Here is an 18,580-nt window from a genome sequence, read left to right on the forward strand (position 1 = left end):
GCGTCACACCACCTGGTGGAGCCAACGCACGGGAGCGTCTTCGGACGCGTGGCGGAAGTACTCGAGTTCCTCGTCCCACGGGGCGCCGAGAAGGCCGTCGAGTGCGTGATACAGATCTCCCGAGGTGGCAGCCTGCCGCAGGCGATCTTCCGAGACGAGCATGTCGCCGTGCACGCCCACCGTCGCGCAAAATGATCCGAGGGCTGGGGTGAACATGAAGCGCTGCCCGTCGCAGCCCTTCGACGGCTCCTCGGTTACTTCGAATCGCACCCTGCCCAAACGAGCCAACGCGCTCGCGAGGAGTGCCCCGGTGCCGGGGGCTCCTACCCAGGAGAGTTCAGCGCAGGTAGTGCCGGGTTCTGCCGGTTGGTTGATCCAAGCGAACTTCGCCGGCGCTTGCGTAGCACCAGCCACTGCCCACTCGACATGAGGGCGCAGCGCGGCCGGCGTCGAGTGGATGAAAACCATGCCTCGCGCCTGCTGTGTCGTCGATGCGTTCACTTGTACCTCCTGGTCGGCCTTGATTGCCTTCCCCTGCGATCACGAATCGACCAGGTGCCTTCATCTTGCCCCACAGCTCGCCACGAAACAAGCTGCGGTTGCCCCTCATCGCTCCCGGTGGTTTCCGTAAACTGAGTTGACGAGTGTGCCGGATCAGACATAGTTAAGACCATGAGACTTCCACTGGACTTCGTGATCAAGCGCCGCGACGCCATCTCACAGGTGCGCGCTACATCCTCCGGCGTGTACTGGCTCGCGAGCATCGCCGATCAAGACGGGCGCACCACGGTTCGCCGGTGGCGCGACGGCGAGACCGTCGACCTCACGCCAGAGGCGAGCGTCCGCACGCGCGTGATGGAGTACGGCGGCGGCGCCTACGACGCTGAGCACGACGCCGTCGTCTACAACGACGACTGCACCAACCAAGTGTTTCTCCTCGACGAGCACGGTGCCCGCCCGCTCACGCCCGAGCAGAACAGATACTTCTACGCTGGCCTGCACGTGCAGCTCGCGGATGGGGTCGTCGTCGCGGTTCGGGAAGACCACGATGCGCCGGGCGAGCCGCGCACGGAGGTCGTCGCTCTTCCGCTCGACGAGGTCTCCGAGGGCATCGTCGTCGCTACTGGCGCCGACTTCTACGCGGGGCCCCGCATCCGCAACCGCGTCGTCGCATGGCAGCAGTGGGACCATCCCAACATGGGCTGGGATACGTCGTCGATCTGGACGAAGAACCTCGACGACGACGAACCGGCCCGTAAGGTATACGCAGCCGACGGTGTGAGCGCACAGCGTCCGATGTGGCTGGCTGCAGGCAAGCTCGCCTACACCTCCGATGAGTCGGGCTTCTGGAACTGGCACGTCGCGGAAGACGGGCATCGCGCCACGTTCGCCGTCGATCACGACTGCGATACGCCGATCTGGGTTCTCGACCGGCCGGCAGCGTGCGCCGTCGGCCCCGACCTGCTGGCTACTATCGAGATCGTCGAAGGCTACGGGCGACTCGCGATGTGGCAGCCCTCTACCGGGGGCGTGACCTACCCGCTGCGCAGCACCGTCTGGATCGAATCGGTGGCTACCTTCGACGACAAGCTCTACGCGGTTGCGGAATGGGCCGACCGCCCCGCAACGCTCGTGGCCATCTCGCCCACTGGCACGGTGGACGAACTCGCCGGGGCCGGCGATGCGCCCTGCGTGGCGAAGATGGCCGCCCGCAAGGCCGGCGAGGTGCACTACTGGTTCGCGGCCCCTCCCGGCGTCGAGCGTCCGCCGCTCATCGTGAAGACCCATGGAGGGCCGACGGCGCAAGCCACGGCCGGGTACAGCGAGGAAATGCAGTTCTGGCTCTCACGCGGCTTCGCCGTCGCGGATGTGAACTACCGCGGATCCACCGGCTTCGGGCGGGCCTACCGCGACGCGCTGCGCGGCAAGTGGGGCGTGGCCGACGTCGAGGATGTTGTCGCGGCGGTGCGCGATCTGAGCGAGGCTGGCCTCGTCGACCCTGATCGCGTCGCCATCAAGGGTGGCTCCGCGGGCGGCTACACCACGCTGCAGGCGCTCGTCACCACCGACGTGTTCAGCGCCGGGCTTTCGCGCTACGGCATCGGCGACTTGGAGGCGCTCGTCAGCGACACCCACAAGTTCGAGTCGCGCTACCCCTACGGGCTGATCGGTGGCGAGTGGCCGGAGGCACGCGATCTCTACGTGGAGCGCTCCCCCATCCACCACCTCGACCAGCTCTCGACGCCGATGCTGATCATGCAAGGCCTGGAAGACAAGGTCGTGCCACCCAACCAGGCGTTCCAGATGGCCGACGCGGTGCGCGCGGCCGGCAAGCCGCTCGCGCTGCTGACGTTCGAGAAGGAGGGGCACGGCTTCCGCACCATGGATGCGCGCGGGCGTGCGCTCGCCGCCGAGCTCAGCTTCTTGGAGCAGGTATTCGGGATGCCGATCAGCGACGACATCCCGTCGCTCGAGATCGAAAACCTGTAGCGACGGCGCCCGTCGCGGGCTCAGGCAGCTGGCCTGGGGCCGAAGATGGCGGTGCCGATGCGGACGATGGTCGAGCCTTCAGCGATGGCGAGTTCGAAGTCGCCGGACATGCCCATGCTGAGCTGATTCCACGCGCACTCGGGGAAGGCCTCACGCAGGCGGTCACGCAGCTCGCGCAGGGTTCGGAAGCAGCCCGCCACTTCGTCGCGGTTGGGGGACGGCATGGCCATGGTCATGAGCCCCTGCACGTTGAGCGCCTCGAACTCGAGGAGGCGTTCGACGAAACGCTCGGCCTCGCCGGGCGCGATGCCCGCCTTCTGGGGTTCGTTCGATGTGTTGACCTGCACGAGCACGGACAGGGTGCGCCCCGCGTCGCAGAGCCGTTGATCAAGGTTGGCGGCAAGCTCGAGGGAATCAAGTGAGTGCAGTTCCGCCGCGGCTTCTACCACGAGCTTGGCCTTATTGCGCTGGGCGTGCCCGATCATGACGAAGCGAGCATCGGGAAGCTCAGCGTGCTTGCGCGCCAGTTCTTGCAGGCGGTTTTCTCCGAACATCCGGTAGCCGCGATCCATGCAGGCACGCACCTCGTCGGCGGAGCGAAACTTCGTAACGGGCATCAACCGAATGTCTGACGGGTCTCGTCCGGCTGCCTGCGCAGCACGCGCGATCTTCGTTTCCAGCTCTTCGAGTGCAGTTGCTATGGCCATCGTGCCCCCAAGGATATGACCCCGAGCGCGGCCAGTGCAGCAAAGATGAGGGCGAGCCCTGCGTAGCGGTCTGCCACCTCCACGGGTACGCGTTCGTACCCGACGGATTCGCTGATGGCGTGATAAGTTTCGTCGAGCTGCCCTGCCGATTCGGCCGAGTACTTCTTCCCGCCGGAGAGTTTGGCGATGTCGGACAGCTCATAGTGGTCGACGGGAACGCGCTGGCGAGTGCCGTCGTCGTCAACGACGTAGCCATCGTCGGTGCCGTAGGCGATGGTGTAGACGGGCACTCCGCGTTCTTTCGCGGTCTTCGCCCCGGACGCGGAAGAACGCCCCATGTTGGTGGCGCCGTCGGAGAGCAGCACGATGACGGCGGGCGCGCCCTTGTTTGGGTTCTTGGGGTCGGGCGGCACGAGCGCCAGGGAATCAAGCCCGGTGTAGATGCCCTCACCAATCGCGGTCGATGGCGCCATCTTCAGCGAATCGATGGCCCGGGAAGCGGCGCCCCTGTCGACGGTGGGTGGGACGACGAGCTGCGCGGTGCCTGCGAACGACACCACTGCGACGTTGAACGCCTTCGGTAGCGTGGCGATGAACTCCTTCGCCGATTCTTTCGCGGCGATCATGCGCGTCGGCTTGATGTCCTCGGATTCCATCGACCACGACACGTCAATAGCCACGACGATGGTGGCGCGGTCACGCGGCTTGTTGGCGTAATCCTTGGGTACGGCCCAGGCCACAATCAACATCGCGATGCTGAGCAGCGACAGCAGCACCGCCCCGTGCCGTTTCCAGGCGGCGTCTTTAGGCAGCACTTGGTTGATGCGGTTGCGCCGAGTGGGTCTCCGGTTCTGCTGACGGGTGGCTAACAGAAGATAGAGCAGGCCAATCGCGGGCACCAGCACTAGTGCATAGAGCCGAACCGGGTACATGAACTCGAGAATCTGCGGAATCACTTCGGCCACCTCGCTGCCATCATCACCGCGCCAAGGGCTGCGACGATCGCGAACCCGAGCGAAGCGAACGCGTACTGAGCGGTGATGGGTTTTTGCACTTCCTCGTAGCCAAACGTCGATTCGAGGTTCTTGTAGGCATCTTTGAGGGCCCCGGCACTGTCGGCGGTCACAGGCTTGCCATCGGTGGCTTTGGCGATGTTGTCGAGCGCCGCCACGTCGGGGGCAACGTGTTCGCGTTTCCCATCAAGGTCGACGTAGCCATTCTCAGTGCCGAACGCGACGGTGTAGATCGGCACCTCGGCCTGCTTCGCGCGCTGAGCCGCAGCGACGGGGTCGCCGCCGTCGGTGTTCGTCCCGTCGGAGAGCAGCACCACCATGGCGGGAGCTGGCTCTTCATCGTCGCTCACCGGAGCAAGCTTGACAGCGGCGAGGGCCTCGTCGATGGAATCGCCAATCGCGGTGCCGTCTTTCAGCTGTAGCGCCCCAATCGCGCGCGAGAGGGCACCGCGGTCGGTGGACGGCGGCATCCGCACCGACGGCTGCCCGTTCAGCTCCACGAGCGCGACGTTGTAGCTCTCCGGCAAACCGTTCACGAACTCCTGCGCTTGCTGCTTCGCCGCGTCTAGGCGGTTGGGTGAAACGTCGGTGGCCTGCATCGACTGCGACGTGTCTACCACCATCACGACGGTTGCTCGCTCCCTACGTTCCTTCTCCGTGCCCAAGGGCTGCGCCCAGGCGAACGTGAGGGCCACCAGCGAACACAACGACATGGCGACGGCCACGTGGCGCGTCCAGCGCTTTTGCCCACCGACGACTTTCCCCAGCACTCCGGTGTTCGTGAAGCGCATGGAGAAGCGTTTCTTGAGGCGCAGAAGGATGACGTACAGCAAAACGAGCACGGGCAGCGCCAACAGCGCCCACAGCCGTTGCGGTGATTCGAAGTCAGGCACCCAAGAAAACATCTACTTGCTCACCCCCTGCGGGGGCTGGTGAAGGAACGCAGCGGTGCGGCGGTAGTTCAGCACGAATCGTGCGATGTCTGTCACCCAGTCTCTGTCGGTGCGGAGCCGGATGTGCCCGGCCCCTGCGCGTCGGATGGCGGTAGCGACGCGTTCTCGCTGTGCAGCCGTGGCAGCGTTCATACGGTCGCGCGCGGCTACGTCGGAGGTATTGATGTAGCGGGCGAAGTCTGTTTCTGGATCACGGATGAGCATCTCTCCGACGTCGGGAAACTCCACCTCCGCGGCATCGAGCACCTCGATGCACAGCACCTGGTTGCGCACGCCCAGCCGACGCAGGGCCCTTTCCCAGGGTGGCGGCACATCGGGGTCGAGTTCGTCCTCGCCTGGCGTGAGAAAGTCAGACACCACCACGCGCATACCCCGTCGGCGCTGCATCCGGGCGAGCTGCTCGATGCCCTCGCCGAGTTCGAAGGTGGCTTCGGTGTTGTCTTGGACGATGGGCTCTTCCAGCATCTTGCGCAGCAGCCCATACAGTGCGGTACGGCCGCTGCGGGCCGGAATACGTTTCACCTCGTCGGAGCGCATCATCATGCCGCCGAAGCGATCGCCCATCTTCTGACTCAAGAATCCGATGGTGGCGATGGCGGCGATGCCGAGGTCACGCTTCGTGATGCCTTCGGTACCCCAGTTCATCGACGGAGTGAGGTCGAGTAACGCCCAGATCTCGAGCTCGCGGTCGGCCATGGTGTCACGCACGTGCGGAATGCCGGTGCGGGCGGTGACGGCCCAGTCCATCTTGCGCACGTCGTCTTGCCCTGGTTGGTAGACGCGGGCATCGTTCGTGTCAGTGCCTGGGCCGGGCAGCAGGCCAAGGTGGTCACCTTGTAGGAAGCCCTCGAGCCGACGCACGACGGTGAGCTCGATCCGTCGAAGTGCAGCTTCCGGAGCGAGCCTGTTCAAAGGGATGGTGGGACCCGTCGGCGCGTGGAGCACCGACGTTGCCGCGCCCACCTGCCCCGGGGCCTCAAACTGCGGCTGTCTCACGGCGACTAGGCGCGTCCTGGTTCACGGGAAGGGCCTTGGGTAGCCGCGGGCTGCTGGCTGTTCCACACTGGGGTGGGGGCAGGAACCATCGCGACGATGCGCGCGACGACGTCGTCGGGGTTGACGTTGTCCGCCACCGCGTCGAAACCCAGCACGAGCCGGTGCGCCATCACGTCCTTCGCCACGGCCTGCACGTCGGTGGGGAGCACATAGTCGCGGCCGTTGATGAGCGCAAGCGCCCGGGACGCGGCGACAAGGCCCAGGGTCGCGCGAGGCGAGCAGCCAATCGAAATGACCGATTCGAGGTCAGGCATACCGAAATCCGACGGTTCACGCGTTGCAAGCACGAGCCTCACAATGTATTCGGCCACCAAGTTGTGGACGAACACGTTTGAGGCCATGTCCTGCAGGTGGCGAATCAGTTCCGGGTTGAGAATGCGCTGTGCGGTCGGGGGCGTGACGGACATGCGTCGCAGAATTTCAAGCTCCTCGTTGCCGCGCGGATATGGCACGTCGACCTTGACGAGGAAACGGTCGCGCTGCGCCTCCGGCAGCGGGTAGACGCCCTCGGATTCGACGGGGTTCTGGGTGGCAATCACGATGAATGGCTTGGGGGCAGGGTAGGTCTTACCGCCGATGGAGACCTGCTTTTCCGCCATGAGCTCGAGCATGGCAGACTGCACCTTCGCTGGCGCGCGGTTGATCTCGTCGGCGAGGACGAAGTTCACAAAGACCGGCCCCAGTTCGATGTCGAATGACTCCGAGGAAGCCGAGTAGATGCGGGTGCCGACGATGTCTGAAGGCACCAGATCGGGCGTGAATTGGACGCGCGCGAAGTCGCCGCCAACGACGTCCGCGAAACTCCTCACTGCCAGAGTTTTCGCAACACCGGGCACACCTTCCAGCAAGCAATGGCCCTTGGCGAGCAGCGACACCATGAGCTGCTGCACCATGTGTTCTTGACCCACGATGACTCGCTGCACCTGGCTGATGGCTTGCCCCAACAGCTGCGCCGCTTCGGCAACGTTGTTCGGCATGGCTGCCTGTTCGTTCGGCGAACTGCTCACGCGCTTGGTCTCCTTGCTCAAGAATGTACTGCCGCTACGATACCGTCCAAAGCAACCGCTCACCCGGGACGCGTTTGGCGGCTGCACCGTGATGCTTGCACTATATGGTTCGATGGAGTCAATGAGCGAGCCAAACGACGAGCTCGGGCCCGAACCCGACGCCACTACTGAGGTGCCGCGCGATGCACTCACGAAGAGCAGGCGCGGTGCCGCTGCGTTCCCTCAGGAGCCATTCCGCGGACACGAGCCACTGCTCGACGACGACCCCGTCAAGGTCGACACGTTCTGGCTCGACGCGCGCCTGGCCAGCACGCCAGCTGGTGTGGCCTACGCCGGCCACGAGGACCACTCCGACGAGGTTATGCTGCTCCTGCTCAACGACGGCGCCGCCGGCGATCCGGCAGCGCGAGCACGCTTCTCGGGTGAGATCAACACCATGCACATCGACACCGTCGTGGCTCGCGGTGGAGAAGGCCAAGACGAAGGCCGGATGGGCGTGCGGTTCCGGACGGAGGAACGCAGCCCGCAGTTGGAAGATCTGCCCCCCACCGCACCTTGGGCGGCTCTTGCCTTCGACGGGTCTGCCGCAGCCGTGGCAGAGGCTCGTCGGGTGCTGAATGCCGTCGATTTGGAGACCGCCGCACCCATCAGCAAGCCGAGCGGACCGAGCTTCCAACTTCCTTGGATTCACCAAACGGGGGTCGGGCGCACACGGATATGGCCCCTTGCTTGGCCCGCACGTAACGACCAGGCTGGATGGATTTCCATCTTCACGTCGTGGCTGCTGATGCTGCTGCTCGCCGCGCTGGGGTTGTTGCTCGCCATTCTCGTGTTCCAAAACGCGCCGCTGGTGTCTCCCCCGGCGCCGATCCCGTCGCAGGGGTCCGAGGGTGGCAGCGGCAGCGGATCACCCCAGTCGGGTTCTCCGCAGTCAGGAGATCCGTCTGGCCCGCCCAAGACTGACCACACCCACAAGCCCACCATGGGCGAACCAGGCGAGTCGGAGTCAGACGGTGGTGGCGAGCCGACGGTGAACCGGCGGCTGTAACCTCGCAGGCGCTGCGCGTGGTGGGGCGTGCGGGGCTCGAACCCGCGACCCAGGGATTATGAGTCCCCTGCTCTAACCGGCTGAGCTAACGCCCCTCGTCGCGTGCAATTGAACTCGACAAGCTTAGCGAATCGCCGCCCTGTCCTGCGTGCTACGGCGCGATGGTGTCCAGCCAGCGCGCAACGCCCGCAGGTCCGTCGCACAACACGTCGGCACGCGATGCGAGTTCCGGGCGCTCGTCGGAGGTGGACACCACGACGACGCCCGTTTCGCCTCGCGCCTGCCGCTGGCGGATAACGTCGAAGGCGGGGACATCGCCCAGATCGTCGCCGACCATCGCGACGGCATCGCAGCACACCTCCTTGATTAATGCACGCAGGGTGTCTCCTTTAGAAATCTGGTGTGCACGCAGCTCGAGTACTTGCTTGCCAGGCTCGATGGTGAGGCTGTAGCGCCGAGCGACAGCGAGCACTTCGGGTTCGATCTCATCGAGCGTGCCGGCGGGGGCGCGTCGGGTATGTACCCCCAGGGCATGGTGCTTGTCCTCGAGATACAGCCCCGGATACTGCTCCGCCAAACCAGCGAGATCACGCAACGCCGCACGCACCGATTCCGGAGACTCGGGCACCTGCCGACCACCCTTGTCGAGGCGTTCTGCGCCGTACTGGCCGAGCACAATCAGCTTGGACAGCAGGGCCGCGTCGAGGCAGGCCAGCTCTTCTACTTCGTCGACGGGCCGGCCCGTGATGATCGCCACCTGGCCGATGCGCCCGATGAGACGTCCGAGCGCGTCGCGGGCATCAGGATGTATGTACGCCTGCGTGGGGTCAGGAACTACGTCAGAGAGTGTGCCGTCGAAATCCAGCGCAACTAGGGTGGATTCCGGGTGTGCTGCTGCTGCTTGTAGAAATGCTTTCTCATAGTCGGTGGTATGTGCAGGTGTATCCATGCACCAAGCCTTGCATGTTTCGGGCTTCGGTAGGGTGGACAGCAACATTAGGAGGAGCAGATGTCCGCTTCATTCGTTGTTGTCGCCAATCGTTTGCCCGTTGATCGCATCGTTCACGATGACGGATCCGTCGACTGGCGCACGTCGCCGGGCGGGCTCGTTACTGCCTTAGAACCCGTGATGCGCCGCAAGGGTGGTGCTTGGGTTGGCTGGCACGGAGCCCCGGATGAGACCATCGAAAGGTTCGAGCACGACGGCTACGAAATCGTTCCGGTCTCGCTCGGGCAAACCGAGTACGAGGAGTACTACGAGGGCTTCTCCAATGCGACGTTGTGGCCGCTCTACCACGACACCGTCGCGTTCCCCGAGTTCCACCGCGAGTGGTGGGAAGCGTACCAGAAGGTCAACCGACGCTTCGCCGACGAAGCCGCTAACGTCGCTGATGAAGGGGCGACAGTCTGGGTGCAGGATTACCAGCTGCAACTCGTGCCCCAGATGCTGCGGGAGCTGAGGCCCGATCTCAAGATCGGATTCTTCCTCCATATCCCCTTCCCCCCGATCGAGATTTTTGCCCAACTGCCTTGGCGCAGGCAGATCGTCGAAGGGCTACTCGGCGCTGATCTCGTCGGTTTCCAGGTGGAAGGCGGCGCCCACAACTTCCTGCGGCTCGTGCACAAACACACCGAGCTCACGGTGGAAGGTGACACAGTACACGTCGATGATTCACACCACTGCACCGCTCGGGCATACCCCATTTCAATCGACTCGGCGGGCTTCGCGGCGCTGGCCGAATCCCCCGAAGCCGTGGAGGAAGCTGAGCAGCTCCTCGACGACCTCGGGCATCCCAAGCACGTGTTCTTAGGTGTGGATCGCCTCGACTACACCAAGGGCCTCCGGCAGCGCATTCGAGCCATGGGTGAACTGTTCCGCGATGGGAAGCTCGACCCACAAGAGACGGTGTATCTACAGGTGGCGACACCGTCGCGTGAACGCGTGAGCGAGTACATGAAATTGCGCGACGACATCGACCTCCTGGTCGGGCGCATCAACTCTGAGACTGGCGACGTCGGACGGGCCCCCATCGTCTACATGCACCGCGGATTCCCCCGTCAGACGATGGCGGCAATGTACCGGATCGCCGACGTCATGCTCGTAACCCCTCTGCGTGACGGCATGAACCTCGTCGCCAAGGAATATGTAGCCTGTCACCCCGGTGACGGCGGCTCCCTCGTGCTGAGCGAGTTCGCTGGTGCGGCCAGCGAACTCGAGCAGGCCTACAGCGTGAACCCGTACGACCTCAACGGCATGAAGAGTGTGTTCATGCGCGCGCTCACCGACCCGTATGAGGAACGCGCGAAGCGCATGCGGGCGATGAAGGAACAGGTCTCCACCCACACCATCGAACGCTGGGCCGATTCTTTCCTCAGCGACCTCGCGGGGGTGTAGTAGCTGCGTCACGCTCGACTGAGCGCACGCCAGCCGCTCATGTTGGGCCTCGTGAGCCCATTTCTTGAATCTGGAGTGCGTCCAGTCGAGCGGCGGTTACGGGTGACCGAAAGCTATCACTTAACTAGCTGCGACACGCGACCTCGCGAGACGCCCAGAATCGCTGCCGAGTCGCTCACCGAGAAACCCGCGTGACGAAGCCGACGCGCAACGTCACGGGAGCGCTTGGCTGCCGCTGCTGTTGCCTCCGCTGCTTGCTCAGTTGCGGCACGTGCAGCTGCCACTTCTTCCCCCAGCGCACCGATCTCCGGAGCAATTTCAATCTCCCAAGCAGAATGATCGACGTCCTCTTGAATGGTGTCGAGGTAGTCGATCACCTGCTGACGAGCTTTGTCGAGCGAAGCAACCTGAGTCCAGCAGTTATCTTCATTCCACAGTTCCCAGCCGCCGCTCCAACGCCGTGCTGTGATCGTGACCCTAGGCATGCTTACTCCTCTCGATGGCTTTGAGCGCTTTGGCCGTGAGACCCGGCGAGACCTCACGGGTTTGTGTGATGGACACCTGAATCGCGCCGTGTGACCAAACCTCGTGATCGCCCTTGCCTTGGCGCGACACGAATCCCGCTTCCCGAAGCTTTGGGGCGAGTTCCCGGTACTTCATCGGCTTGGTCAGAGTATCAGTTTATCCTACCTAAACCCTACAGCTGTTCTGACCACGGAGGTTAGGTATGTGGGGGTCGGCGGGTTGGCTGGACAACGGTGAAGACCCCCGATGGGGTGTGGAACTACCACAGAACCGCACCACCAAAACAGAGGTCTTCATGTCCCACACTAACGCTGTCTTGACTCCGACGGGTCGTCTCCGTCTCGCCAGACTCGTGGTCGACGACGGCTGGGTCCTGCGACGGGCGGGGTCCGCAACAAGGTCGCTACCGCAGCCAACCGCCGACCCGGCTACGCGTTCCTTCACAACGCCGTTGACGACTATTCCCGCCTCGCCTACACCGAGATCCTCACCGATGAGCACAAGGACACCGCCGCAGGATTCTGGATACGTGCCAATGCCTGGTTCAACTCCATGGGCATCACCGTGAAACGAGTCCTGACCGACAACGGCTCGTGTTACCGCTCGAATGCCTTCAAAACCGCGCTCGGTAAGAACATCAGCCACAAACGCACTCGCCCATACCGGCCACAAACCAACGACAAAGTCGAACGATTCAACCGCACCCTACTCAAGGAATGGGCCTACGCCCGCACCTACACATCAGAAACCGAACGCATCGAAGCGTTCCCCACATAGCTGCACCACTACAATCACCACCGAGGCCACACCTCACTCAACGGCCAACCACCAGCCGCGCGTGTACCCAACCTCCCCGGACAGAACAGCTAGCGGCAACAATCGCCAGGCGCTGCGCATGCTCACGGGCGACTCTACTGGTGTCACGCGCTACAACGACCCGCGGCCACACGATCACCAGCGCCACCGCCGCCGCACGAACAGCAATGGCAATCCCCGTTCCGGTTGACATGCTGAACTCGATCGGACTCGATGTCCGCTGCTCAGGCGGCACCTCCAGTTCGCCAATTGCAGTTAGCAGAAACGGGGGATGCAGACCGTCGCGAAACCGAATCCGGCCAGCCCCAACGCCGACCCGAGGGACTCATCCCTACCCATCCGCGCCACCGCCATGAATCCGCCGACGAAAATCATGCCCACGCCGAACACCTGGAGGACCACGGAATACCAGTCCAAAAAACTCAAACATAGCTACACCCTCCCAGCAGCATCTGACAGGAATCCGGAATGCTGCCTGGAACTCGGAGGGCCTGCCCCAACGGCTTCCCTCTAACGTCGTCAATTACGCACGACGTTGTGCGGTTGGTCAACCTGAGCGCCGGTCAACCCGCGCAGCACTAGACCGTGGAGCGGCGATCGAGCAGCCAGATGATCGCGGCAAATATCGATGACGCCGCCAAGAACGGCGCAACCAGCCGACCAGCCCCCGAGACGAACCCTGCGGCATTGACGTCATAGCTGAACAGCAGCAGGAGGATCGCCGCGGCAATCCCCGGGATGACCAGCCAGCCGGGGACTCGTCCCCGGACGAGACCCGCCGCCAGCCCCACCATCATCACGGTCCCGCAGATCAGCGAGAGGACTGGAACAACGTCGAGATAGACAAGGAGAAAGGGGTCGAACCATCGATGGGTCTCGAATCCCCGCCCTCCACCCTGAGCGCCGAAGGCGGTCGTATAGGTAGGGAGAATCATGAGCACGACTGCAACCGCGGCGGAGAGCAGCGCTACTAGAATCCCGATTGCTTTCGTCATTTCATCATTTCAGCATAAAGTGCGTGTTTGTCGCCACGATCCCCGAGTTCAAAACGACCGCTTGCTTACCCTTATAGGTGTAATGGACGATATTGTGACCATCCTTCGACTTACCCTAAGCGACGACAGCGTGCTTAATGGTTTTTCCGTCAGTGTAAGCATCCGGGAGTTCTCCGAACAGGATCACAGGCCGACCATTGTTAAGCGCCGAATTCACGTTGGTGCTGAGCCAGTTGTACCACGTCGTTGAACTCACTTCATGCGGATGGCTGCGTGGTATCCGATGCCATCGGCAACCGGGAGGCCCCATGACGCCATATCTCGTCCGTTACGGATCAAGTCGGCGAAGTCTGCACCAGAGACTGCCTTGATGTTGGTTCCAGAACGATGAGCTGCTGGGATCAAGATCTTTCCTTTGCGCGCGTGCCAGTAGCGCATCACGATCGTGGCCGCGATCCAGCCGCACCGTCCTTCCGCAGCAGTGTTGTGCAACACCGTGCAGCCGGTGATATAGCCGTAGCTCGGGATCCGGAACCTCGATCCCTGGAGAGTTCCCCGCACACTCGGGCAACAAGCGGTTGAACAACGCGCTGTTCTACTCCGCCTGGGTCGCCTCGCACTCGGACCCGATCTCCAAGGCCTACTACGATCACAAGCGCGCCGAGGGCAAGCGCCACAACACCGCCGTGATCTGCCTGGCCCGCCGCCGCTGCAACGTCATCTTCGCGATGCTCCAACACAGCACCTACTACCAGCCAACAACCACCACCCCTACACCCGAGCCAGCCACACTCGCAGCTTGACTCAGAACGTAGGGACCCCCCCTTACATTCAAGTAAAGAGCAGCAGATGCGAGGTTGGGAATCGGACTCGCTCCACCTCATCCACACGTGCCTGCCCCAAAATGCCCAGCGGCCCGGCTAAGCTTCTTGCCTAGCCGGGCCGCTGCACTTGGCTCCCCGGACTGGATTCGAACCAGTAACCCTTCGATTAACAGTCGAATGCTCTGCCGTTGAGCTACCAGGGAATGGTGGCGTAACCACGCGAGGATTAACGATAGCAGGCCTCCCGCAAGGACGCCAAACGCTGCTCAAGTCAGCCCGTACTCGGCTTTCAGGCGATCGGTTTCCTCCACGACCAAAGCGGCCGTCATCGGATCGGTGAGGCGCGCACCACCACTGGGCACAGCGAAGAACTGGAGCTGCTCGTCCGCGCCGAGCGATCGACGAACGATGATCCTCACCTCGCCGGGATCGAGGTCGTGCTGCACGGACCCTACCGTCGATGCCTGCACCCGCTCTTGGAACAGCATCGGCAGTTGTCCGGGGCGCTCAAGGCTCGCTTCGTAGGCTTCGCCTTGCATGTCTGTCCACCGGAAGATTCCCTTCTCGGCGCGCCAGCTTCCGCGCTCTACCTCGTGCCAGCCCATGGCGATCCATTCCCCGTCGCGCTTGACCGCAACCCTATCGACGGTGCCCACGACGACCGGTTGCCCATCGGCGTCCCTGCCCTGCGCCAGAATCTTGGCCCGAGGGCCGAGGGCCGTCGCGAGGTCTTGGTCTTTGCGTGCCGTCATGCAATCCATCCTGCACCATGTGGACAAGAAAGTGTTGTCCGTTGCATTCGCAAAAAATCCTGTGGAGAACTCAGCGCGGCGACCGTCGACCGTGGTTCGGTGTTGCCCATGATTACTCTGCCTGATTTCGACATGACCCCCGACGAACAACGCCTCCTGACGCTCGCCGTCGCCACCATCGAGCCGGCATATGCCCTCGTACGCCTGGCCCCCACCAGTCTCGTGTGCTGGCAGGCCATCGTCATGGGCCTCGCCGCCGAGCGCAGGCTTTGGGAAGGCAACCTTCGCCTCGTCTACAGCATCGCCTTTGACGCCCACCGACGCGGCAACGGCGACTTCGAGGAGCTCTTCCAAGAGGGCTGCCTGGCCCTCCAGCGTGCGATCCGCAGATTCCGCCCCGAGCTCGGATTCCGGCTCTCCACCTACGCCCACGACTCCATCGTCCGCCACGTACGCCACCACGCCGACCCCGGCCAGTACGTCTTCGACTCCAGGCACTTCAAGCGGGTTCGCCACCTCGTCCTGGAAGACAAAGCGCCGGAGCAGGTCAGTATGGCGACGATGGCCCGTCGCGTGAATCCTGAGGTACTCGACCGGATGGCGGACCCCGTCGACGCGTATGAGGAGATCCACGAGCAGAACATGGAGTTCCTCGAGCTCCTCCCTGACTTGCACGCAGACCTGCTGCGGCGACGCTTCGGTCTCGACGGCCCCGTGTGGAGCCAATCGGAACTCGCCGCGGACCTCGGGGTATCGACCTCCACGATCTCGAGATGGGAGCAACGCGCGCTCGAGCAAGCCCACCAGCTCCTCACCGCTGACCGCATGCTCAAGGTGGCCTAATGGCTTAGCTGAGGCCCACCTGCTGCAAACGCTTCCGCACCATCTCCAGCTCGGTGAGCTCCGCGAACTTCTGGCGATACTCCGCCTCATTCTTCGTCGGATCGGTGCGCTGCAACTTCGACTTCAAATCGTCAATCTGCCTCGATACCCGTCGAAGCTGCAGTCGCGACGAGTGGACCAGGGAGTACTGCTCGTCGGGCTCACGCCACAGGGGTTCCACCAGCAGCGCCACCATGAGCTGAGCCGTATTCTCCGACGGTGCCTCCTCACGCAACCGCGTCTCCCAGTCGTCGCCGAACGGGACCCGTCGGATCAGGGTCATCACCGCCACGTAGCCAGGGTGGGTGAAGTCGTCGGGCTGCACGCCGTTCCAGTCGGTGTCGAAGGTGGTCGGGTGCTGCAACATGAGCTTGAGCGCGTCGCGTTCGAGCCGCAGTGAGCGATCATTCGGGTCGGGCCACCCGTCGTCGCGTGGCCGGCGAGCCGGCGTCGCTTCCTCATACGCCGGCTCGCTGTGGCGCCGACGTTGCACCTCGCGGCGGACATCGTCGACGTCCATACCCAGGATGCCGGCGAGATCACGCAAATACTGCCCGACGAGGGATTGGTCGCGGATTGAAGTGACCAGCTCCCCCGCTTCGCGCGCGGCTCCCAAGCGTCCTTCGGCGCGGTCGAGGTCGTAGCGTCGGGCGATGTTCTCCATCACGAATCGATACAGCGGAATGCGCGTGGCGACGAGCTCCCGCACCGCCGCATCGCCCGACTGCATGCGCAAATCGCACGGGTCTAGCCCCGTCGGTTCCACCGCCACGTAGGTTTGGGCGACGAAGTTGTGGTCGCCTTTGAAGACCTTGAGCGCTGCCGCTTGCCCGGCGGCATCGCCGTCGAAGGTGAAGATGACCTCGCCGTGCAGGCCATCTTGTGTGCCGAGCAGGCGCTGCAGTACGCGGGCGTGGTCGTCGCCAAATGCGGTGCCGCAGGATGCCACGGCGGTCTCCACCCCAGCGATATGGGCGGCCATCACGTCGGTGTAGCCTTCGACAATCACCGCCTGCGACCGCTTACCGATCTCTCTGCGGGCGAGATCGAGCCCGTAGAGCACCTGCGATTTCTTGTAGACGGGTGTCTCCGGCGTGTTGATGTACTTGGCTGGGAGGCGGTCGTCGTCGTAAATCCGCCTGGCGCCGAATCCCAACACCGATTGGGCGGAATCGCGAATGGGCCACAGCACTCGCCCGGCGAAAAAATCTCTGCCGAAGTCCCGGATGAGGCCCGCGGCCTTGAGCGTTTCGTCGTCGAACCCTTGAGCCCGCAGCGCCTGGCGCAGCGCGTAGCCGTTCTTCGGTGCGTAGCCGATCTTGAAGTGCTGGGCGTGCTCGCGGGTGAAGCCACGGCCGTCGAGGAACACGCGTCCCGCAACGCCTTCCGGGGATTCCAGTTGCTGCGCGAAGAAGTCTTCGGCCGCGGCGTTGGCTTCCAGAATGCGCTTTCGCAAACCTGGCGCCTGCGCGGGTTGCCCGTCGTCTTCCATGACGAGTTCGACGCCGTAACGGTCGGCCAGCATCTGCACCGCTTCGAGGAACGAGAGGTTCTGATTGCGCTGCAGGAACGTGATGACGTCTCCGCCTTCACCGCATCCAAAACAATAGAAGAAGCCTCGCGCAGGAGTGACGTGGAAGCTGGGCGTCTTCTCGTCGTGGAACGGGCACAGGCCCTTCAACGACCCGCTGCCGGCATTGCGCAGCATGACGTACTCGCCGATGATTTCGTCGATCCGGGCGCGCTCGCGAACCTTCGCGATGTCTTCTTCCCTGATCCGACCAGCCACGCCAGCCATCCTAGTCGCCCCGCCAGCCACAATGGCCACCGGTATCATGCGACAATCCTGCCCAGCGTTTCTAGTCCCCTATATCGTTACGAGGTCGTCCGAGGTGTCACCGTCGGCGGCATCACAGTGTTTTCGTACATCCCTGAGACAGTGATGATGACCCACAGAGTTACACACCCTGGAGCCACCACCACTGTTCCACATCTATGTATCTCGATTGTTATTCCTTCTTTGAAGGAGGATAAATATCCAGGTTACGAGAACAACAAATATTATTATTGCTATTAATTCCCATGGATTCATGCTTCTATACCATCTTTCAGGAAATGCCACGAGTTGTAGTAAGCTTTATCTCGGTACCCTGGTTGACTTGAAGCCAGTAGACGCTGGTTCCAGCTACCGGTATATCTGTGTGAAAATGACACGTGAGTCTCACTTTAGAGGAGCTGACTCGATCCAAGGCAAGGCTACCTAGAACCCCAACACCAGAACATTGACCTCCGTAATACCTATCAATTGTTCCCGGCCCACCATTATTCTGCGTAACATTAAAGAAGAATGATAGACTTCAAATCCCCATGAAGTGCTAACCCTACATTCCGTCATAGCAACTCGATAACGGCTACTACTCGTCGTTCTACATCCTGAAACGCCCAGGGGCCTGGCTGTATCGCCTTGATCGACTCTCTCCAAATGCTCCGGCGCCAAGGAATTCTGTATACCACTAAAGAAACCATTCTCATGAACACTTGGAGCCTCTGTCCTCACGATTGGCCCACCAACAAACTGATCGATGATTACTCGACGCCCATTAGTTTCATGTACCCTTGATGCCACTGGATACTCCTCCGGTTTTAATGAATCCGGAATACCCCCTTCTTGCATCTTCTTTTCCAATGAGCTTATAGCTTCCTCTCCGACATTATTAGCCTGAAAAAAAGCTTTCAGTTGAAATACTTCTGCTGGGCTAAGCCCTTCTTCATTGATAGCATCAGCTTGCGCAGTTGAGCTTGCCCCTAAGCACGTGAGAGCTACTACCATACCGAAAATAAAAAAATATTCGCTTCACTGTTCCTCCATCTGCCGTGCGCTCCATTACGCATACATGAATCATACACTAGGAGGGGGCAAGCCGTTGAGTATTCGACGAGACTCACATATAGTCCCCGGATGTTAGGGGCCCTTCCTCACAGTTTTTTCCTGCGAAATGGCCGGAGTGCGGCGATCATGGGGTATGGATCGTGAGAGATTATCGTTGCAGGCTCGTTCCCGGCTGCATCAACCCAAAGGGCGTGCTACCGCCACGATCGCAGTACTCGACCGGCGCC

General features: G+C 62.5%; 19 protein-coding genes, 2 tRNA genes and 2 pseudogenes. 6 read left to right on the top strand and 17 right to left on the bottom strand.

All coding sequences use genetic code 11. The features are described 5' to 3' along the window. Positions 1 to 3: 3 nt before the first annotated feature. A complete protein-coding gene (locus tag Q0X61_RS09420; protein ID WP_297742279.1) occupies positions 4 to 468 on the bottom strand; it encodes a DUF3145 family protein in 465 nt (154 codons plus the stop codon). Between the two features lie 204 nt (positions 469 to 672). Here Q0X61_RS09420 and Q0X61_RS09425 point away from each other — a divergent pair, with 204 nt between their 5' ends. Then, positions 673 to 2,490 carry a prolyl oligopeptidase family serine peptidase gene (locus Q0X61_RS09425; protein WP_297742280.1) on the top strand — a complete coding sequence of 606 codons (1,818 nt, stop codon included), beginning with the start codon at positions 673 to 675 and terminating at the stop codon, positions 2,488 to 2,490. 20 nt (positions 2,491 to 2,510) lie between these two features. On the opposite strand, the gene Q0X61_RS09430 is transcribed toward Q0X61_RS09425, so the two are convergent. The 5 genes from Q0X61_RS09430 to Q0X61_RS09450 are packed head-to-tail and all read right to left on the bottom strand — an operon-like array spanning position 2,511 to position 7,196. Next, positions 2,511 to 3,197, bottom strand: coding sequence for a YggS family pyridoxal phosphate-dependent enzyme (locus tag Q0X61_RS09430; RefSeq protein WP_297742281.1), 687 nt, complete (start codon positions 3,195 to 3,197; stop codon positions 2,511 to 2,513). Further along, on the bottom strand, positions 3,188 to 4,129 hold the full coding sequence (locus Q0X61_RS09435; RefSeq protein WP_297742294.1) for a VWA domain-containing protein: 942 nt from the start codon (positions 4,127 to 4,129) through the stop codon (positions 3,188 to 3,190). Before Q0X61_RS09435 ends, Q0X61_RS09430 begins: the two co-directional genes overlap by 10 nt. A 20-nt stretch (positions 4,130 to 4,149) precedes the next feature. Continuing rightward, positions 4,150 to 5,103, bottom strand: a complete 954-nt coding sequence (locus tag Q0X61_RS09440) for a VWA domain-containing protein (RefSeq protein ID WP_367270731.1) — start codon at positions 5,101 to 5,103, stop codon at positions 4,150 to 4,152. Between the two features lie 12 nt (positions 5,104 to 5,115). Beyond that, positions 5,116 to 6,159, bottom strand: a complete 1,044-nt coding sequence (locus Q0X61_RS09445) for a DUF58 domain-containing protein (protein WP_297742283.1) — start codon at positions 6,157 to 6,159, stop codon at positions 5,116 to 5,118. 5 nt (positions 6,160 to 6,164) lie between these two features. Continuing rightward, positions 6,165 to 7,196 (bottom strand): MoxR family ATPase, encoded by a 1,032-nt coding sequence (locus Q0X61_RS09450; protein WP_297742295.1) that lies wholly within the window; start codon positions 7,194 to 7,196, stop codon positions 6,165 to 6,167. A gap of 151 nt (positions 7,197 to 7,347) precedes the next feature. Between Q0X61_RS09450 and Q0X61_RS09455 the strand changes: the two genes are divergently transcribed. Beyond that, positions 7,348 to 8,274, top strand: a complete 927-nt coding sequence (locus Q0X61_RS09455; RefSeq protein ID WP_297742284.1) for a hypothetical protein — start codon at positions 7,348 to 7,350, stop codon at positions 8,272 to 8,274. 18 nt (positions 8,275 to 8,292) lie between these two features. Here Q0X61_RS09455 and Q0X61_RS09460 read toward each other — a convergent pair. Together Q0X61_RS09460 and otsB are read right to left on the bottom strand one after the other, a co-directional pair. Next, a tRNA-Ile gene (locus tag Q0X61_RS09460) sits at positions 8,293 to 8,369 on the bottom strand. Between the two features lie 56 nt (positions 8,370 to 8,425). Beyond that, entirely contained in the window at positions 8,426 to 9,223 is a 798-nt protein-coding gene (gene otsB, locus Q0X61_RS09465) for a trehalose-phosphatase (RefSeq protein WP_297742285.1), read from the bottom strand. A 60-nt stretch (positions 9,224 to 9,283) separates the two neighbouring features. Between otsB and Q0X61_RS09470 the strand changes: the two genes are divergently transcribed. After that, positions 9,284 to 10,669: a trehalose-6-phosphate synthase gene (locus Q0X61_RS09470; RefSeq protein WP_297742286.1), complete on the top strand. Its 1,386-nt coding sequence runs from the start codon at positions 9,284 to 9,286 to the stop codon at positions 10,667 to 10,669. 116 nt (positions 10,670 to 10,785) lie between these two features. On the opposite strand, the gene Q0X61_RS09475 is transcribed toward Q0X61_RS09470, so the two are convergent. Then, positions 10,786 to 11,154: an antitoxin HicB gene (locus Q0X61_RS09475; RefSeq protein WP_297742287.1), complete on the bottom strand. Its 369-nt coding sequence runs from the start codon at positions 11,152 to 11,154 to the stop codon at positions 10,786 to 10,788. Beyond that, a complete protein-coding gene (locus Q0X61_RS13415; RefSeq protein WP_367270732.1) occupies positions 11,147 to 11,341 on the bottom strand; it encodes a type II toxin-antitoxin system HicA family toxin in 195 nt (64 codons plus the stop codon). The genes Q0X61_RS09475 and Q0X61_RS13415 overlap by 8 nt, the downstream gene beginning before the upstream one ends. Positions 11,342 to 11,620: 279 nt before the next feature. On the opposite strand from Q0X61_RS13415, the pseudogene Q0X61_RS09480 reads away from it, so the two are divergent. Beyond that, positions 11,621 to 12,064, top strand: a pseudogene (locus Q0X61_RS09480) (integrase core domain-containing protein); the annotation flags it as partial. A 201-nt stretch (positions 12,065 to 12,265) separates the two neighbouring features. On the opposite strand, the gene Q0X61_RS09485 reads toward Q0X61_RS09480, so the two are convergent. The 3 genes from Q0X61_RS09485 to Q0X61_RS09495 all read right to left on the bottom strand — a co-directional run bounded on the left by Q0X61_RS09485 (position 12,266) and on the right by Q0X61_RS09495 (position 13,410). Next, positions 12,266 to 12,412 (bottom strand): hypothetical protein, encoded by a 147-nt coding sequence (locus Q0X61_RS09485; RefSeq protein ID WP_297742288.1) that lies wholly within the window; start codon positions 12,410 to 12,412, stop codon positions 12,266 to 12,268. 176 nt (positions 12,413 to 12,588) lie between these two features. Beyond that, positions 12,589 to 13,005 carry a hypothetical protein gene (locus Q0X61_RS09490; protein WP_297742289.1) on the bottom strand — a complete coding sequence of 139 codons (417 nt, stop codon included), beginning with the start codon at positions 13,003 to 13,005 and terminating at the stop codon, positions 12,589 to 12,591. A 252-nt stretch (positions 13,006 to 13,257) separates the two neighbouring features. Beyond that, a complete protein-coding gene (locus Q0X61_RS09495; RefSeq protein ID WP_297742290.1) occupies positions 13,258 to 13,410 on the bottom strand; it encodes a hypothetical protein in 153 nt (50 codons plus the stop codon). 122 nt (positions 13,411 to 13,532) lie between these two features. On the opposite strand from Q0X61_RS09495, the pseudogene Q0X61_RS09500 reads away from it, so the two are divergent. Then, positions 13,533 to 13,808 (top strand): annotated as a pseudogene (locus Q0X61_RS09500) (IS110 family transposase); the annotation flags it as partial. Positions 13,809 to 13,957: 149 nt separating this feature from the next. Here the strand turns inward: Q0X61_RS09500 and Q0X61_RS09505 are convergent. Further along, positions 13,958 to 14,032 (bottom strand) — tRNA-Asn (locus Q0X61_RS09505). A gap of 63 nt (positions 14,033 to 14,095) precedes the next feature. Beyond that, the gene (locus Q0X61_RS09510; protein WP_297742291.1) at positions 14,096 to 14,581 is read right to left on the bottom strand and encodes a hypothetical protein; all 486 of its coding nucleotides are present in this window, start codon (positions 14,579 to 14,581) and stop codon (positions 14,096 to 14,098) included. A gap of 108 nt (positions 14,582 to 14,689) precedes the next feature. On the opposite strand from Q0X61_RS09510, the gene Q0X61_RS09515 reads away from it, so the two are divergent. Beyond that, positions 14,690 to 15,424, top strand: a complete 735-nt coding sequence (locus tag Q0X61_RS09515; protein ID WP_297742292.1) for a sigma-70 family RNA polymerase sigma factor — start codon at positions 14,690 to 14,692, stop codon at positions 15,422 to 15,424. A gap of 4 nt (positions 15,425 to 15,428) precedes the next feature. Here the strand turns inward: Q0X61_RS09515 and dnaG are convergent, their stop codons facing one another. Then, on the bottom strand, positions 15,429 to 17,261 hold the full coding sequence (gene dnaG / locus Q0X61_RS09520) for a DNA primase (RefSeq protein ID WP_297742296.1): 1,833 nt from the start codon (positions 17,259 to 17,261) through the stop codon (positions 15,429 to 15,431). Positions 17,262 to 17,723: 462 nt separating this feature from the next. Further along, a complete protein-coding gene (locus Q0X61_RS09525; RefSeq protein ID WP_297742293.1) occupies positions 17,724 to 18,293 on the bottom strand; it encodes a hypothetical protein in 570 nt (189 codons plus the stop codon). Positions 18,294 to 18,580: the final 287 nt, after the last annotated feature.

The organism is uncultured Tessaracoccus sp. (genome assembly GCF_947255005.1).
In the GTDB taxonomy this organism is placed as follows: Bacteria; Actinomycetota; Actinomycetes; order Propionibacteriales; family Propionibacteriaceae; genus Arachnia.

What these genes read in the sequence shown, in the direction of transcription:
- otsB (WP_297742285.1), bottom strand. Translation starts at nt 9,223, where the DNA reads ATGGATACACCTGCACATACCACCGACTATGAGAAAGCATTTCTACAA.
- Q0X61_RS09435 (WP_297742294.1), bottom strand. Translation starts at nt 4,129, where the DNA reads ATGTACCCGGTTCGGCTCTATGCACTAGTGCTGGTGCCCGCGATTGGC.
- dnaG (WP_297742296.1), bottom strand. Translation starts at nt 17,261, where the DNA reads ATGGCTGGCGTGGCTGGTCGGATCAGGGAAGAAGACATCGCGAAGGTT.
- Q0X61_RS09455 (WP_297742284.1), top strand. Translation starts at nt 7,348, where the DNA reads ATGAGCGAGCCAAACGACGAGCTCGGGCCCGAACCCGACGCCACTACT.
- Q0X61_RS09490 (WP_297742289.1), bottom strand. Translation starts at nt 13,005, where the DNA reads ATGACGAAAGCAATCGGGATTCTAGTAGCGCTGCTCTCCGCCGCGGTT.
- Q0X61_RS09525 (WP_297742293.1), bottom strand. Translation starts at nt 18,293, where the DNA reads ATGGTAGTAGCTCTCACGTGCTTAGGGGCAAGCTCAACTGCGCAAGCT.
- Q0X61_RS09420 (WP_297742279.1), bottom strand. Translation starts at nt 468, where the DNA reads ATGGTTTTCATCCACTCGACGCCGGCCGCGCTGCGCCCTCATGTCGAG.
- Q0X61_RS09515 (WP_297742292.1), top strand. Translation starts at nt 14,690, where the DNA reads ATGATTACTCTGCCTGATTTCGACATGACCCCCGACGAACAACGCCTC.
- Q0X61_RS09470 (WP_297742286.1), top strand. Translation starts at nt 9,284, where the DNA reads ATGTCCGCTTCATTCGTTGTTGTCGCCAATCGTTTGCCCGTTGATCGC.
- Q0X61_RS09475 (WP_297742287.1), bottom strand. Translation starts at nt 11,154, where the DNA reads ATGCCTAGGGTCACGATCACAGCACGGCGTTGGAGCGGCGGCTGGGAA.
- Q0X61_RS09510 (WP_297742291.1), bottom strand. Translation starts at nt 14,581, where the DNA reads ATGACGGCACGCAAAGACCAAGACCTCGCGACGGCCCTCGGCCCTCGG.
- Q0X61_RS09430 (WP_297742281.1), bottom strand. Translation starts at nt 3,197, where the DNA reads ATGGCCATAGCAACTGCACTCGAAGAGCTGGAAACGAAGATCGCGCGT.
- Q0X61_RS09450 (WP_297742295.1), bottom strand. Translation starts at nt 7,196, where the DNA reads ATGCCGAACAACGTTGCCGAAGCGGCGCAGCTGTTGGGGCAAGCCATC.
- Q0X61_RS09425 (WP_297742280.1), top strand. Translation starts at nt 673, where the DNA reads ATGAGACTTCCACTGGACTTCGTGATCAAGCGCCGCGACGCCATCTCA.